This window comes from Novosphingobium sp. CCH12-A3 (genome assembly GCF_001556015.1).
In the GTDB taxonomy this organism is placed as follows: domain Bacteria; phylum Pseudomonadota; class Alphaproteobacteria; order Sphingomonadales; family Sphingomonadaceae; genus Novosphingobium; species Novosphingobium subterraneum.
The window spans coordinates 40,897-55,055 of record NZ_LSIA01000286.1; the positions used below are offsets into that span (position 1 = coordinate 40,897).

General features: G+C 65.2%; 15 protein-coding genes and 1 tRNA gene. 14 read left to right on the top strand and 2 right to left on the bottom strand.

Going from position 1 to position 14,159, the window contains the following annotated elements:
- Positions 1–10: 10 nt before the first annotated feature.
- From AX703_RS22965 to AX703_RS22975, 3 genes are all read left to right on the top strand, one after another.
- Positions 11–790 (top strand): universal stress protein, encoded by a 780-nt coding sequence (locus tag AX703_RS22965; RefSeq protein WP_039336435.1) that lies wholly within the window; start codon positions 11–13, stop codon positions 788–790.
- 50 nt (positions 791–840) lie between these two features.
- The gene (locus AX703_RS22970) at positions 841–1,320 is read left to right on the top strand and encodes a COG3650 family protein (RefSeq protein ID WP_062347516.1); all 480 of its coding nucleotides are present in this window, start codon (positions 841–843) and stop codon (positions 1,318–1,320) included.
- 394 nt (positions 1,321–1,714) lie between these two features.
- Positions 1,715–4,033, top strand: coding sequence for a CDC48 family AAA ATPase (locus AX703_RS22975; RefSeq protein WP_039336436.1), 2,319 nt, complete (start codon positions 1,715–1,717; stop codon positions 4,031–4,033).
- Positions 4,034–4,054: 21 nt separating this feature from the next.
- Here the strand turns inward: AX703_RS22975 and AX703_RS22980 are convergent, their stop codons facing one another.
- Positions 4,055–5,377, bottom strand: coding sequence for a sensor histidine kinase (locus AX703_RS22980; RefSeq protein ID WP_052242581.1), 1,323 nt, complete (start codon positions 5,375–5,377; stop codon positions 4,055–4,057).
- A 169-nt stretch (positions 5,378–5,546) separates the two neighbouring features.
- Here AX703_RS22980 and rpmH point away from each other — a divergent pair, with 169 nt between their 5' ends.
- The 7 genes from rpmH to dapE all read left to right on the top strand — a co-directional run bounded on the left by rpmH (position 5,547) and on the right by dapE (position 11,046).
- Entirely contained in the window at positions 5,547–5,681 is a 135-nt protein-coding gene (gene rpmH / locus AX703_RS22985; RefSeq protein ID WP_039336437.1) for a 50S ribosomal protein L34, read from the top strand.
- Between the two features lie 37 nt (positions 5,682–5,718).
- Positions 5,719–6,120: a ribonuclease P protein component gene (gene rnpA / locus AX703_RS22990; RefSeq protein ID WP_062347518.1), complete on the top strand. Its 402-nt coding sequence runs from the start codon at positions 5,719–5,721 to the stop codon at positions 6,118–6,120.
- Positions 6,117–6,326, top strand: coding sequence for a membrane protein insertion efficiency factor YidD (gene yidD, locus AX703_RS22995; protein WP_062347520.1), 210 nt, complete (start codon positions 6,117–6,119; stop codon positions 6,324–6,326). Before rnpA ends, yidD begins: the two co-directional genes overlap by 4 nt.
- Positions 6,327–6,374: 48 nt before the next feature.
- Entirely contained in the window at positions 6,375–8,168 is a 1,794-nt protein-coding gene (gene yidC / locus AX703_RS23000) for a membrane protein insertase YidC (protein ID WP_062347522.1), read from the top strand.
- Positions 8,165–8,818, top strand: a complete 654-nt coding sequence (gene yihA, locus AX703_RS23005; protein ID WP_062347524.1) for a ribosome biogenesis GTP-binding protein YihA/YsxC — start codon at positions 8,165–8,167, stop codon at positions 8,816–8,818. Before yidC ends, yihA begins: the two co-directional genes overlap by 4 nt.
- A gap of 426 nt (positions 8,819–9,244) precedes the next feature.
- Positions 9,245–9,919: a glutathione S-transferase family protein gene (locus AX703_RS23010; protein ID WP_039336514.1), complete on the top strand. Its 675-nt coding sequence runs from the start codon at positions 9,245–9,247 to the stop codon at positions 9,917–9,919.
- Positions 9,919–11,046, top strand: coding sequence for a succinyl-diaminopimelate desuccinylase (gene dapE / locus AX703_RS23015; protein WP_062347527.1), 1,128 nt, complete (start codon positions 9,919–9,921; stop codon positions 11,044–11,046). The genes AX703_RS23010 and dapE overlap by 1 nt, the downstream gene beginning before the upstream one ends.
- 93 nt (positions 11,047–11,139) lie before the next feature.
- On the opposite strand, the gene msrA is transcribed toward dapE, so the two are convergent.
- Positions 11,140–11,676, bottom strand: coding sequence for a peptide-methionine (S)-S-oxide reductase MsrA (gene msrA / locus AX703_RS23020; RefSeq protein WP_062347530.1), 537 nt, complete (start codon positions 11,674–11,676; stop codon positions 11,140–11,142).
- Positions 11,677–11,753: 77 nt separating this feature from the next.
- Here msrA and AX703_RS23025 point away from each other — a divergent pair, with 77 nt between their 5' ends.
- The 4 genes from AX703_RS23025 (at position 11,754) to AX703_RS23040 (ending at position 14,142) form a co-directional block, all read left to right on the top strand.
- Positions 11,754–12,611, top strand: coding sequence for a class I SAM-dependent methyltransferase (locus AX703_RS23025; RefSeq protein ID WP_062347532.1), 858 nt, complete (start codon positions 11,754–11,756; stop codon positions 12,609–12,611).
- A 62-nt stretch (positions 12,612–12,673) separates the two neighbouring features.
- The gene (gene aguB, locus AX703_RS23030; RefSeq protein ID WP_039336450.1) at positions 12,674–13,522 is read left to right on the top strand and encodes an N-carbamoylputrescine amidase; all 849 of its coding nucleotides are present in this window, start codon (positions 12,674–12,676) and stop codon (positions 13,520–13,522) included.
- A 17-nt stretch (positions 13,523–13,539) separates the two neighbouring features.
- Positions 13,540–14,028, top strand: coding sequence for a 2-amino-4-hydroxy-6-hydroxymethyldihydropteridine diphosphokinase (gene folK, locus AX703_RS23035; RefSeq protein WP_231735667.1), 489 nt, complete (start codon positions 13,540–13,542; stop codon positions 14,026–14,028).
- A gap of 38 nt (positions 14,029–14,066) precedes the next feature.
- A tRNA-Lys gene (locus AX703_RS23040) sits at positions 14,067–14,142 on the top strand.
- The last annotated feature ends 17 nt before the right edge of the window (positions 14,143–14,159 follow it).

Consider the following 14,159-nt stretch of genomic DNA (forward strand, 5'->3'; position numbering starts at 1 on the left):
GAGGATCCCGATGCGCTCCATTCTTTGCCCCGTCGAAAAGTCCGAAACCCTGAACGACCGCGTGGAAACTGCGCTGGCGCTGGCCCGCAAGACCGGAGGGCACGTTACTTTCGTGATCGCGACTCCGTTCGCGCAAATGGCGGCGTGGGAGCCGTTCGGCGGTGCCGCCATTTCCGCTGCCGCAATCAACGAGGCGCGTGAGGCCGACGAGGCGTTTGCGCGCGAGCTCGATGCCCGGCTGGCTCCGCAGGACGTCGCTTTCGACGTCGCGATAGACGACAACGGCCGGGTCGAAGCTGCAGCGGCCGCCGCGCGCTTTGCCGACCTGATCGTGGCCACGCTGGACGATCCCAGCGTCGAGGAACTGGTTCTTGGCGTGCGCAGCCCTGTGCTGGCGGTGCCACGCGGCGTGCCGATGCTCGATTTCGCGGCACCGGTGCTGATCGCCTGGGACGGCGGGCATGAATCCGCCAACGCCCTGCGCGCTGCCTTGCCGTTCCTGGCGATGGCGAAGTCGGTGCATATCCTGACCGTGCGCGAGAAGGACGATACCTTCCCGGCGGTCGATGCGGCCTGCTATCTCTCGCGCCACGGAATCCATGCCGAAGTGCATGAACAGGAGCGCAACGGTTCGATCGCCTTCACGATCGAGGAATGCGCCCGCAGTCTCGGCGCCGGCCTCGTCGTCATGGGCCTGTTCGGGCACAGCCGCCTGCGGGAACTGCTGATGGGCGGCGTGTCGCGCGAAATGCTCGACCGGTCGCAGATTCCGCTGCTGCTGGCGCATTGACGCCTGGGGCCCGGTTGCGACGCAGCCCGGGTGCGAGCCAGAATGCGGCAATGACAACGATCCGCTCGCTTCCCGCGCTCGCCCTGATGGTCACTGTCTGGCTTGCGGCCTGCTCTCCGGAGCCGGCAACCGGACCGACCGGCGTGGCGGGGGAAAGTGCAGCCGCAGTCGAAGCCGATTCCATGCCGCCTGCCGAGCCGCCTGCGCTGGTAGCAACCGAAGCGGCCGCAGTGATGCCAGCGCCGGTGCCGCCATCTTTTCGCGCCATCGGCACCGAGCCGTTCTGGTCTGCGCGGGTGGACGTGGACAAGCTCTCGTGGTCCACGCCCGAGCAGCCCGATGGACTGGTCGTTCCGGTGAAACGGCAGGATGTCGAAGGGAAGGCGATTCTCTCCGGCCAGGTTGAGGGGAAGGCGCTGGTGCTTGAAGTCAGTGCAGGGTCCTGTTCGGACGGCATGTCGGACACGGTCTATCCCTTCACTGTGACACGGCGTCTGGGCAACGACACCCAGCGTGGCTGCGCGCGCTGATGGTATCCAAATCACGCTTGTGCGCTGCACAACGACGATTCGCACGACATGCCTGCAAACAATTGCGAACGGAACGACTTGGTATGGTTACGCCTGAAACAACTGCAAAATCCCTGTGAAACAGCGGTTTACGCGATAAATTGCAAAAACTGCAACCAATGCCGATCATTTCGCAATTGCACAATATGTGTGTGCAGTGCATACAGAACCTGCCTTTCAGGCATCCTCTCCCAAAACTTTCCGACCCGGCGGGCAACTGCCGGGTCTTTTTTTGCCTGCGTTCCGGGCGGAGCGACGCTCTTCGCAACCTTCGCAGGCCTCCCGCGTTTGAAATCCTGATTGCCGGTTCCCACATCGGAACCCGTCAATAGCTCAAGGGGATTTCTTAAAGCTCATGGCAGATGCGGCAACCGAAGCCCGGACCGATGCGCGCACCGTGCGCCTTCAGGTTGCGGGTGCTCGTCAGGAAGAAAGCGGCCACGGCATTGCCCGCATCAGTCGGCACGTGATGTCGCAGCTGGGCGTGACCGAAGGCGACGTCATCGAGATCGTCGGCAAGCGCGCCACGGCGGCGCGGGTGATCCAGCCCTATCCCGAGGACGAGGGGCTGGAACTGATCCGCCTCGATGGCCTCCAGCGCGCCAACGCCGATGTCGGTTCGGGTGAGCACGTGGAAGTGCGCAAGATCGATTCGCGGCCTGCGCAGCGCGTCGTCTTCGCGCCCGCGCAAAAGGAACTGCGCCTGCAAGGACCGGCCGTGGCGCTGAAGCGCAACTTTGCCGGGCGTCCGCTGGTGACGGGCGATCTCGTGGCGACCGCCGGGCAGCAGCAGGTCAACCGCACCGACATGCCGCCACAGCTGCGCCAGATGCTCAATGCGCCTGCCTTCGCGCTGACCCAGATCCGCCTGACCGTGGTCTCGACCAGCCCGAAGGGCGTGGTCCACATCGACGAGAACACCGAGGTGGAACTGCGGCCCGAATACGAGGAGCCACGCTCGAGCCGTGCCGACGTCAATTATGACGACGTCGGCGGCATGGGCGATACCATCCGGCAACTGCGCGAGATGGTCGAACTGCCGCTGCGCTATCCCGAACTGTTCACGCGCCTGGGCGTCGATCCGCCCAAGGGCGTGTTGCTGCACGGCCCGCCGGGGACCGGCAAGACGCGTCTGGCGCGTGCCGTGGCCAATGAAAGCGATGCCTCGTTCTTCACCATCAACGGCCCCGAAATCATGGGATCGGCCTATGGCGAGAGCGAGAAGCGCCTGCGCGAGGTCTTCGAGGAAGCGACCCGCAACGCGCCCTCGATCGTGTTCATCGACGAAATCGATTCGATCGCGCCAAAGCGCAGCGAGGTTCACGGCGAGGCGGAGAAGCGGCTGGTTGCGCAGCTGCTGACGCTGATGGACGGGCTGCACAGCCGGTCCAACCTTGTCGTGATCGCGGCGACCAATCGCCCCGATGCGATCGACGAAGCTCTGCGCCGGCCCGGCCGGTTCGACCGCGAGATCGTGGTCGGCGTGCCGGACGAATCCGGTCGCCGCGAGATCATCGGCATTCACACCCGCGGCATGCCGCTGGCCGAGGACGTCGATCTGCAGGAACTGGCCCGCACCACGCATGGCTTCGTCGGTGCCGACCTTGCGGCGCTGGCACGCGAAGCGGCGATCGAGGCAGTGCGCCGGATCATGCCGCAGCTCGATTTCGAGCAGCAGACGATCCCGCAGGACGTGCTCGACAACCTGCGCGTGGAGCGCGACGACTTCCTGCAGGCATTGAAGCGCGTGCAGCCATCGGCGATGCGCGAAGTCATGGTGCAGGCGCCAACCATCGGTTGGGCCGACATCGGCGGCCTCGACGATGCGCAGGACAAGCTGCGCGAGGGCGTCGAACTGCCGCTCAAGAATCCCGAGGCCTTCCACCGCCTCGGCATTCGTCCGGCCAAGGGCTTCCTGCTCTATGGTCCGCCCGGCACCGGCAAGACGCTGCTGGCCAAGGCCGTGGCGAAGGAGGCAGAGGCCAACTTCATCGCGATCAAGTCGTCCGACCTGCTGTCCAAGTGGTACGGCGAGAGCGAGCAGCAGATTGCCCGGCTCTTTGCGCGCGCGCGCCAGGTCGCACCTTGCGTGGTGTTCATCGACGAGATCGACAGCCTCGTTCCCGCGCGCGGCAGCGGGCAGGGCGAGCCGAATGTCACGGCGCGGGTGGTCAACACCATCCTTGCCGAGATGGACGGGCTGGAGGAACTGCAGTCGGTGGTGCTGATCGGCGCGACCAACCGCCCGAATCTGGTCGATCCGGCGCTCCTGCGTCCGGGCCGCTTCGACGAGCTGATCTATGTCGGCACGCCGAGCGTCGAGGGCCGCGAGCACATCCTTGGCATCCACACCCGCAACATGCCGCTGGCTGGCGATGTGGACCTTGGTCGTATCGCGCGCGAGACCGAGCGCTTCACCGGTGCCGATCTCGAAGACGTGGTGCGTCGCGCTGGCCTTAACGCCATTCGCCGTGCGGGCGGCAATGTCGATCAGGTCACCGCGGAGGACTTCGCCGGTGCACTGGAGGCGTCACGCGCGACGGTGACCGAGCAGATGGAGGAAGAGTACGGCCGGATGAAGGGCGAGCTCAAGAAGCGCGCCATGAATCCGGGGCCGCTTGGCTTCATCACGCCGGGAATGGTCACGCCCTTGCGCGAATCCAAGCACGGCTGACGGCAACGCGGGCGGAGAGGTTCAGGCCTCTCCGCCTTCAAGCGTGAAGTCCATTTCCACGACGATGCCGCGTGCTTCGAAGCGGCGGACGATCGTGCCGCCCAGCTGACGCTCGGACGAGCGGATCAGGGCTGAGCCGAAGCCTTCGCGGCCTTGCTCTGTCGGTCCAGCCGCTTCCCCGGCGGCAATCTCTTCCCAGATCACCTTGGCGCGCGAGTCCTCGCTCTCCCAGCGGATGCGCAGCAGGCCGCCGGGAGCGGACCAGGCGCCGTACTTCACGGCGTTGGTCGCCAGTTCATGCAGGACGAGGCCCAGCGGCACCGCGTGCCGACCCGGCAGGTTCACCGTGCCGCCATCGAGTTCGCACCGCTCGCTGGAAGAACGGTACGGCGCGATGACCTTGCCGATCAGCTCGGCCAGGTCGACCGTCTGGTCCTTGCCCGACCCTTGCGTGACCTCGTGCGCGGTGACGAGCGCGTGGATGCGCTTGGCGATGCGATCCACCGCGGGGGCGGCAGCGGCATCGCCCCGCGCGCTCATCTTGACGATGGCGAGGATCACCGCGAACAGGTTCTTGACGCGGTGGTTGAGCTCCTTGGCCAGCAGGTCGGCCCGGTCGCGCGCTTCGGCAATGGCGGCGGCGCCCTCTGCCAGAGCCTCGGCCTCGGCCTTGCGGATCGCCTGCCACAGCCCCAGCGCCAAGGCGCAGACGATCACCACGAACAGCGCGGCCAGCGAAGGCAGGATGCGCGCCTCGGCATTGGCCGCGCGCTGCGCCGCCTGATCCAGACGCACGCGCTCGATGTCTTCCAGCCGGGCGACGGCCTTGCGCAAGCCGTTCATGGCGAGCTGGCCTTCGTCGGACAGCAGCCGGGCGTGGGCGTCGGGAATGCGGCGTTGTTCGACAAGGTCGACCACGCCGGCCATCTCGGCCCACTTGGCGTCGCCCAGCCGCGCAATCTCGGCAACGAGATTCGCCTGCTCTGCCGGCAGGTCCGGCCCCATGCGGTCACGCAATGCGCGCATGCCGGCGGCATAGCGGCCCTGGCCTTCGCGGTAGGGTTCGAGGTAGCGGGTGTCGCTGGTGATGAAGTAGCCGCGCTGGCCGGTCTCGCCGCTCATCGTGGCGCGCACGATCTCGTCGAGCGAAGCGATGATGCCGCTGGTGCGGGCGGCCTGCTGGCGCTGGGTGCGTTCAACTTCGACCGTGGCAATGATCAACGAGAAGGTGCCGATCAGCGCCAGGGCGACGACTGCGAACAACGCAAGCGTGGGGATCCGCGGCGCGCGTTGCCACCAGTGCAGCCTCATCTCCTTGAGGAGGGATTCGTTTTCCCTGTTCATCCGGGGGGCCTAGACCCTATGGCTTGCATCGGCAATGTATTGAAGCGCTTGTGCCTTTGCCTGCAGGGTTGACGCAAATCGCCTTGTCGCCTATCGGCCACCCCCTGATTCCGGCGCTTTGTCCCGCGGCAAGTGCCAGTCCACAGATTCGATATAGAAGAGAAAAGCCATGAAGCGCACTTTCCAGCCCAGCAACCTCGTGCGTGCCCGCCGCCACGGCTTCCGCGCCCGTACCGCCACTGTCGGTGGTCGCAAGGTTCTCGCCGCCCGCCGTGCGCGTGGCCGCAAGAAGCTGTCGGCCTAAGCCTTTCAGCATAGATCCGGTTCCGGCGAAGGCGGGGATGACCCGAATCGCCACCATCCGGAAACGGGCAGACTTCGTTGCTGCCAATCGCGGAATCCGGGTCGCAAGGCCCGGATTCGTGCTGTTGGTGAACCGCGACGTGGTGCCTGCCGAAGAGGCCGACCTCCGCTTCGGCGTCACCGTCACCAAGAAGATCGGCAACGCGGTCGTCCGCAACCGCATGAAGCGCCGCTTCCGCGCCCTGCTGCGCGAAGCCCTGCCTGATGCCGGCATTGCCGGGGCAGACCATGTGATGATCGGCCGCGAAGGCGGCGTCGAGCGCGACTTTGCCCTGCTGCGCGAGGAACTGGCCGTCGCGCTTTCGCGTGCTGCCGCCGGCAAGGGCGATCCGCCAAGAAAGCGTGGCGGCGCTCGCACCAACCACGGCAGGGGCAAGTGAAGCGCCTGCTCATCCTCATTGCCCGAGGCTGGCAGCTCGGCCCTTCGTGCGTGCTTCCGCCATCCTGCCGCTACAGCCCTTCGTGCTCGCAATATGCGATCGAAGCGCTCGAAAAGCACGGCGCGATTAAGGGTGGCTGGCTCGCGGCGAAGCGGCTATTGCGCTGCCATCCCTGGGGCGGGCACGGCTATGATCCCGTACCTTAGGCCGGGTGCCCTGACCAACACGAATTTAAGATTTAGGACGCGAACACGGTGCAGAATCAGCGCAACGTCATAATGGCAGTGATCCTGACGGGTCTGCTGCTGATCGGCTGGGAAGCGGCCATGCGCTGGTTTTACCCCGCGCCGCCGGCAAAGCCACAGGCGGCAGCGACCGCGCCTGCCAGCACCGATGCCGCAAAGCCCACGCGCGAAGGCGGACTGCAGAACGCGGCTGACATCGCGCTCGAGAAGAAGGACTTGCGCGCCGAACTCGCCGCCGGCAACCGTGTCGCCATCGACGCGCCGGGCCTCAAGGGTTCGATCAACCTCAAGGGCGCGCTCGTCGATGACGTGACGCTGGTCCGTCACCGCGAGAACGTCGACAAGAACAGCCCGCCCGTGCGCCTGTTCTCGCCTGCGGGCACGCCTGCGCAGCACTATGCCCAGATCGGCTGGGTGGGCGAGGGCGTAGCGACGCCCGACACCAACACCGTCTGGCAGACCGATGGCGCAAGGCTGACGCCGCAGACGCCGGTCACGCTGCGCTGGACCAATCCCACCGGCCAGACCTTCGCGATCAAATACGCGATCGACAGCGATTACATGATCACCGCAACGCAGAGCGTGGCCAACACCGGTGCCGCGCCGGTCGTGGTAAAGCCCTTCGCGCTGGTAAACCGCACCGACAAGACGGCCAGTGTGGATACCTGGCAGCTCCATTCGGGGCCGATTGCCGCGCTCGATGGCTCGGTGAACTTCGACAACAACTATTCCACCGTAACCGAAGCCCCCGGCCAGGCCGTCGCGCTCAAGGGCGCAACCAACTGGATCGGGTTTACCGATATCTACTGGCTCTCGGCGCTGATCCCGGATGCCGGGGCCAAGGCCGAAGGTTCGCTGCGTTCGCTTGGCAACAATGTGTTCCGCGCCGACCTGATCTATCCCGGCGTGTCCATCGCCCCGGGCAAGGCGCAGAGCCAGACTGTCCGTCTGTTTGCCGGCGCCAAGGAAAATTCGGTTCTCGAGAAGTACGAAGCCACTGGCGTCACCAATTTCAGCCTCGCGATCGACTGGGGATGGTTCCGCTGGTTCGAAAAGCCGATCTTCTGGCTGCTCGATTCGCTGTTCAAGCTGGTCAAGAACTTCGGCGTGGCGATCATCCTGCTGACGCTGATCGTGCGCGGTGTGATGTTCCCGATCGCCCAGCGCCAGTTCGCCTCGATGGCGGCGATGCGCGCGCTGCAGCCCAAGATGAAGGCGCTGCAGGAACGCTACAAGGACGACAAGCAGACCCAGCAGCAGAAGATCATGGAGCTGTACAAGACAGAGAAGGTCAATCCGCTGGCCGGCTGCCTTCCCATGTTCCTGCAGATCCCGGTGTTCTTCGCGCTGTACAAGGTGCTGACGCTGGCCATCGAAATGCGGCACCAGCCGTTCGCGCTGTGGATCAAGGACTTGTCCGCGCCCGATCCGCTGCACGTGCTCAACCTCTTCGGCCTGCTGCCGTTCACCCCGCCCAGCTTCCTCGCCATCGGCGTGCTGGCGATCCTGCTCGGCATCACGATGTGGCTGCAGTTCAAGCTGCAACCGGCGGCGATGGACCCGGCGCAGCAGCAGGTCTTCGCGATCATGCCGTGGATGATGATGTTCGTGATGGCGCCGTTCGCGGCGGGCCTGCTGATCTACTGGATCACCTCGAACATCCTGACCATCGCGCAGCAGAAGTACCTCTACAGCAAGCACCCGCAGTTGAAGGCGCAGGCCGACAAGGACCAGCTCGATGTCGACCGCTCGGTCGCGCGTGAGCAGAAGCCTGCTGCCAACCGGAAGCCGAAGACGCGGTGACACCTGAAGAACAAGCTGCCCGCGCCGAACTGATCGAACAGGCGCGCCTCCTCTTTGCGGGGCGCGTGGAGTTCCTCAAGTCGGCCCCTGCGCTCAAGCACCTGCCCGATCCTGACGTGCCCGAGATCGCCTTTGCCGGCCGATCGAACGTCGGCAAGTCGTCGCTGCTCAACGCGCTGACCGGGCGCAAGTCAATTGCGCGCACCTCGGTCACGCCGGGGCGCACGCAGGAACTGAACTACTTCGAAGTGGGCGAGCCGACGCGCCTGCGCCTGGTCGACATGCCGGGCTATGGCTTCGCCAAGGCCCCGCCCAAGGTGGTCGAGCAGTGGCGCCGGCTGGTCCGCGATTTCCTGCGCGGACGTGTCGTCCTGAAGCGCACGCTGCTGCTGATCGACAGCCGCCACGGCGTGAAGCCGGTGGACGAGGACATGATGCAGATGCTCGATGAAGCGGGCGTCGGCTATCGCGTCGTGCTGACCAAGGCAGACAAGATCAAGGCCAGCGAACTCGAAGCCGTCACGGCCGAGACCATCGCTGCAGCGCGCAAGCGCACGGCCGCCTATCCCGAAGTGCTCGTCACCTCTTCCGAAAAGAAAATGGGCATCGAGGAACTGCGCGCAGCCGTGCTGCAGGATTCGTTAATTTAATTACCACTTTCTCTGAATGGTGGACAAGCGCCTGTTCTCCCCTTCCGCAGGCGGGAGGGCGCTAACGCAATCTCCCCTCCCGCAAGCGGGAGGGGTCGGGGGTGGGCAAGCGGCGAAAACCGCCGACCATTTCCAACACTCCGCCATTACGGAGCGATAAGCGCTGTCCTACAGCCGCGCGCATGACGCAGCCTTCGCGCCATGCCCTACCGCGATCCTCTCCTCCCCGCCCGCAATTCCTTCGGCCAAATCTTGCGCGAAGCCGTGACGGCGCCAGCTTTGCTGAACGGATATCGCCTCCACGAAGCTCTACGAGGGGTCGAGACGATACACGCCCTGAACTGTGTAAACCGTGTAAACCCGTTCACGGTCGACACAGCGAACCTGAACGGCTACGCGGCTCGCAGGCGTAACAGGGCGAACACGATGAAGCTGATCATCGGCAACAAGAACTACTCCAGCTGGTCGCTGCGGGGCTGGCTGGCGTGCAAGCAGTCCGGCCTGCACTTCGAGGAAATCACCGTCCCGCTCTACGGCGAGGACTGGGACGAAGCGCGCCGGACGGACGAACTTGCACCATCTTCGGGCAAAGTGCCGATCCTGTGGGACGGCGATGGCGAAGACGCTCCTGTGGTTTGGGACAGCCTCGCGATCATCGACTACCTTGCCGACAAGGTCGGGCGCGACCGTTTCTGGCCCAAGGACGAAACCGCGCGCGCCATGGCCCGCTCGATGGTGGCCGAGATGCATTCGAGCTACCTGCCGCTGCGCCGCAGCCTGCCGATGAACATCCGCAAGCGCGTGGAGGGCGTTGAGATCAGCGCCGAGGTTCGCGCCGACATCGTGCGCATCCTCTCGCTCTGGGCCGAGGCGCGGGCGCGGTTCGGCAAGGGCGGGCCGTTCCTGTTCGGCACCTTCTGCGCCGCTGACATCATCTATGCCCCCGTCGTCTCCCGCTTCATGACCTACGGCGTGCCTGTGCCCGGCTTCGCCATGACCTACATGGAAGCGGTCTGGACGCACGACTGGATGCAACAGTGGATCGAAGCCGCCGAGAGCGAGGGCTGGACCATCGAGCAGTTCGAGGAGCCCGCGCGCTGATGTCTCTTGATCCTGTAATCCTGGCCGAGCGGCTGATCGATTGCGAAAGCGTGACGCCCGCAACCGGCGCGGTATTCGACTGCCTGCAAGGAATGCTCGAACCGCTGGGCTTCGCAATCCATCGCTTCGTGGCGGGCGAAGCACCCGACGGCCCGGTCGAGAACATGTTCGCGATCCGGCGTGGTCCTGAAGGCTCGCGGCACTTCGCTTTTGCCGGGCACCTCGATGTCGTCCCGCCGGGTGAGGGCTGGACGACCGGTCCGTTCAAGGCCGAGCGCCGGGGCGAGCTGCTCTACGGGCGCGGCGCGGTTGACATGAAGGGCTCGATCGCCGCGATGGTTGCCGCTGCGGCCGAGGTTCCGGCCGAGGCCGGAACGCTGAGCTTCATCATCACTGGCGACGAGGAAGGCCCGGCGCGCTACGGCACGGTGCCGCTGATCGAACTGATCCGCGAAATGAAGACAGAGCCGGACCTGTGCCTGGTAGGCGAGCCGACCTCGGTCCACCGTCTGGGCGATATGGTGAAGATCGGCCGTCGCGGTTCGGTCAACATGTGGATCACCTGCAAGGGCGCGCAGGGCCACGTTGCCTATCCGCACCTCGCCGACAATCCGATCCCGCGCCTGATCGCGCTGCTGGCTGACCTTGACGCGCTGGTGCTGGACGAGGGCACGGAGTGGTTCCAGCCGTCGAACTTAGAGATCACCGACCTTGAAGTGGGCAACAAGGCGACGAACGTGATCCCCGCCGAGGCGCGCGCGCGCATCTCGATCCGCTTCAACGATCGTCACACCGGGGCGGGGCTGGTCGCGATGGTCGAGGACGTGGCGCGGCGGCACAAGGGTGAGGTTCGTGCTGTCATTTCCGGCGAGAGCTTCATCACCCTGCCGGGCGATTACTCGACGCTGATTGCCGAGGCGGTGAAGGCCGAGACCGGCCTCGACCCCGAACTCTCGACCAGCGGCGGCACGTCGGACGCGCGCTTCCTGCGCAGCCTCTGCCCGGTGGTGGAATTCGGCCTGTGCAACGCGACGATGCACAAGAAGGACGAGGCGGTGGCGCTGGAAGACCTGTCCGTCCTCCAGCGCATCTACCGGCGTATCACGTTATCTGCGCTGCGCGCGTGAGGCGGCACCGGCCCACTCCCCCACCCGGCCACCCACGAGAGTACCCTGAATGGGTGGCCGGGTGGGGGAGCGGGCCGGTGCCGATCAAAGGCCTCAGCCTTTGACTTTCGACGCGAAGCTCTTGCGCAGCTTCATCAGCTTGGGCGGAATCACGGCGAGGCAGTAGGGGTTCCGCTGGCCTTCGCCTTCCCAATATTCCTGGTGATAGTCCTCGGCCGGATACCAGGTTGCCATCGGTTCGATCGTGGTGACGATGGGCCCCGGCCAATCCGGCTGGGCGCGGGCGATCGCTGCGTCCATCGCTGCCCTCTGCTCCTCGTCCGCCGGGAACATGGCCGAGCGGTACTGCGTGCCGACGTCGTTCCCCTGGCGGTTCAGCTGCGTCGGATCGTGCGTCGCCAGGAAGATATCGAGGATCTGGTCGAGGCTGATCGTTTCGGGATTGAACGCCACGCGGATAGCTTCCGCATGGCCGGTGGTGCCGGAACAGACCTGCTTGTAGGTCGGGTTCTCGACCGTACCGCCGATGTAGCCGCTCTCGACATTGCTCACGCCGATGACGTCGCGGAACACTGCCTCGGTGCACCAGAAGCATCCCCCTGCGAGGATGGCCGTTGCTTGTTCGCTCATGCGCTATATTCTCCTGAATTGAGTGAGAGATAAGCACGCCTCCCCCGCTTGTCACCGGCCCGAAGGAGAATCTCCCCATGCGTTCATTGAGCCTTGCCTTGCTTGCTGCCGTTGCTGGCAGCAGCCTTGCCAATCCCGTAATGGCAGAGACTGCGAAGACGGCATCGGCCATGATCGACCCGGCCCTTGCCGCCGCAGTCGCTGACCCCTTGCGCGAAAAGGACCGTGCCCGTGACGTCTATCGCAAGCCTGCGGAGACGCTGAGCTTCTTTCAGGTTTCGCCGACGATGAAGGTGGGCGAATATGCGCCGGGCGGCGGCTGGTATTCGCGTCTGCTCGGGCTCTATCTCGGCCCGAAGGGCAAGCTGGTCGGTCTGTACTTCGACCCCACGTCGAGTGCGTTCGGCGACAAGATGAAGGCGGGCATCCGCGAAGGCGCGACCAAGTATCCGGCGGAAGTTGCCGAATGGTCGGGCCAACCGGCTGAGCGCTTCTCGGCCTTCACCCTCGATGTCCTTCCCGACAGCGAAAAGGGCACGTTCGACCGCATCCTCGTCATGCGCATGATGCACAACCTGCTGCGCTGGAACCTTGCCGCGCACGAGATCAAGCAGATGCGCGAGCTGCTGAAGCCCGATGGCATGATCGGCATCGAGCAGCACCGCGCCAAGCCTGATGCGCCCTACTCCTTCACCGACGGTTCGAAGGGCTACCTGCGCGAAGCCGACGTGATCAAGTTCATGGAGATCAACGGCTTCACCTTTGTCGGCAAGAGCGAGGCCAACGCCAACCCCAAGGACCCGGCGAACTGGCCAAACGGCGTCTGGACCCTGCCACCGCAGCTGGGCGGCAATCCGGACGAGGCCACCAAGGCCAAGCTGCAGGCCATCGGCGAGAGCGACCGCATGACCCTGCTGTTCCGCAAGCGTCCCTGATCTTGCGTTGATCGCAAACGGCGGCGGTTGAATTGCCGGGGCAGGGGCCTTAGGTCCCACCCATGACCACGATCTCCGTCGCCGCCCTGCAACTCGCCCTTCCCGGGGGCGAGGCCGAGAATATCGCCGCCACTGCCGCGCTGGTGGAAGAGGCCGCGCGTGGCGGCGCGCAGATCGTGCTGCCGCCCGAACTCTTCGCCGGGCCCTATTTCTGCAAGGTCGAGGACGAGGCCCTGTTCTCGATGGCCTATCCGCTCGATGCGGACCCGTCGGTGCGCGAGATGCGCAAGCTCGCCAAGGCGCACGGCATTGCCATCCCCACCAGCTTCTTCGAGCGCGACGGGCACCACTACTACAACACGCTGGCGATGATTGGCCCGGATGGCGAAGTCATGGGCATCTATCGCAAGAGCCACATTCCCGATGGCCCCGGCTATGAGGAGAAGTACTACTTCCGCCCCGGCAACACCGGCTTCAAGGTGTGGGACGTTTTCGGCACGCGCATCGGCGTGGGCGTTTGCTGGGACCAGTGGTATCCCGAATGCGCCCGCGCCATGGCGCTGATGGGGGCAGAGCTGCTGTTCTACCCCACCGCAATCGGCAGCGAACCCTATGACGCCGATCTCGACACCAGCCGCATGTGGCGCCGCGCGATGATCGGCCATTCCGTCTCCAACTGCATGCCGGTCATCGCCGCCAATCGCATCGGGACCGAAGATGGCCAGCGTTTTTACGGGCACAGCTTCATTTCTGACGAATGGGGCGATTACCTTGCGGAGTTCGGCGCCAGCGAAACCGGTGTGCTGCACGGGACGATCGACCTCAAGCGCGCTTCCACGCACCGTGCTGGCATGGGCTTCTTCCGCGATCGCCGCCCGCAGCTTTACGGCCGGCTTGCCGAGGACATCTGAGCCTGCACCGCTACATCGTGGCGCTCGGCTCGAACCAGCGCCATCCGCGCCATGGCGATCCTTCGGCGATCCTGTGGGCGGCGCTGGATGAGATCGGGCGGCGCAACTGCAGGATCGATGCGGTGTCCCCGACGATCCGCAGCAGGCCGATAGGTCCGTCGCAGCGCGTCTATTGCAACGGCATCGCTGTGGTTTCGACCGGTCTCGAACCCCACGAGCTGCTGGACGAACTGCAGGCTGTGGAAGCCCTGTTCGGACGTCGCCGACAAGGGCAGCGCTGGCGCTCGCGCACGCTCGATCTCGACATTGTCTTGTGGTCCGGCGGGTGCTGGGCGGACGAGAGCCTGATCATCCCGCACCCCGAATTCCGCAAGCGCGATTTCGTGCTGGGTCCGGCGGCGCGCGTTGCCGCTGGCTGGCGCGATCCGATTACCGGACTGACAGTGCAGCAGTTGCATCACCGGCTCGCCAAAGGCTTGACCCGCTCGCCCACGCCCCCTAGGTGACGCGCCACGCCTGACGCGCGATCCGCGTCAATGCAGGCGGGCCCTTAGCTCAGTCGGTAGAGCAACTGACTTTTAATCAGTAGGTCGCTGGTTCGAACCCAGCAGGGCTCACCATTACAGATCCGCAGTGA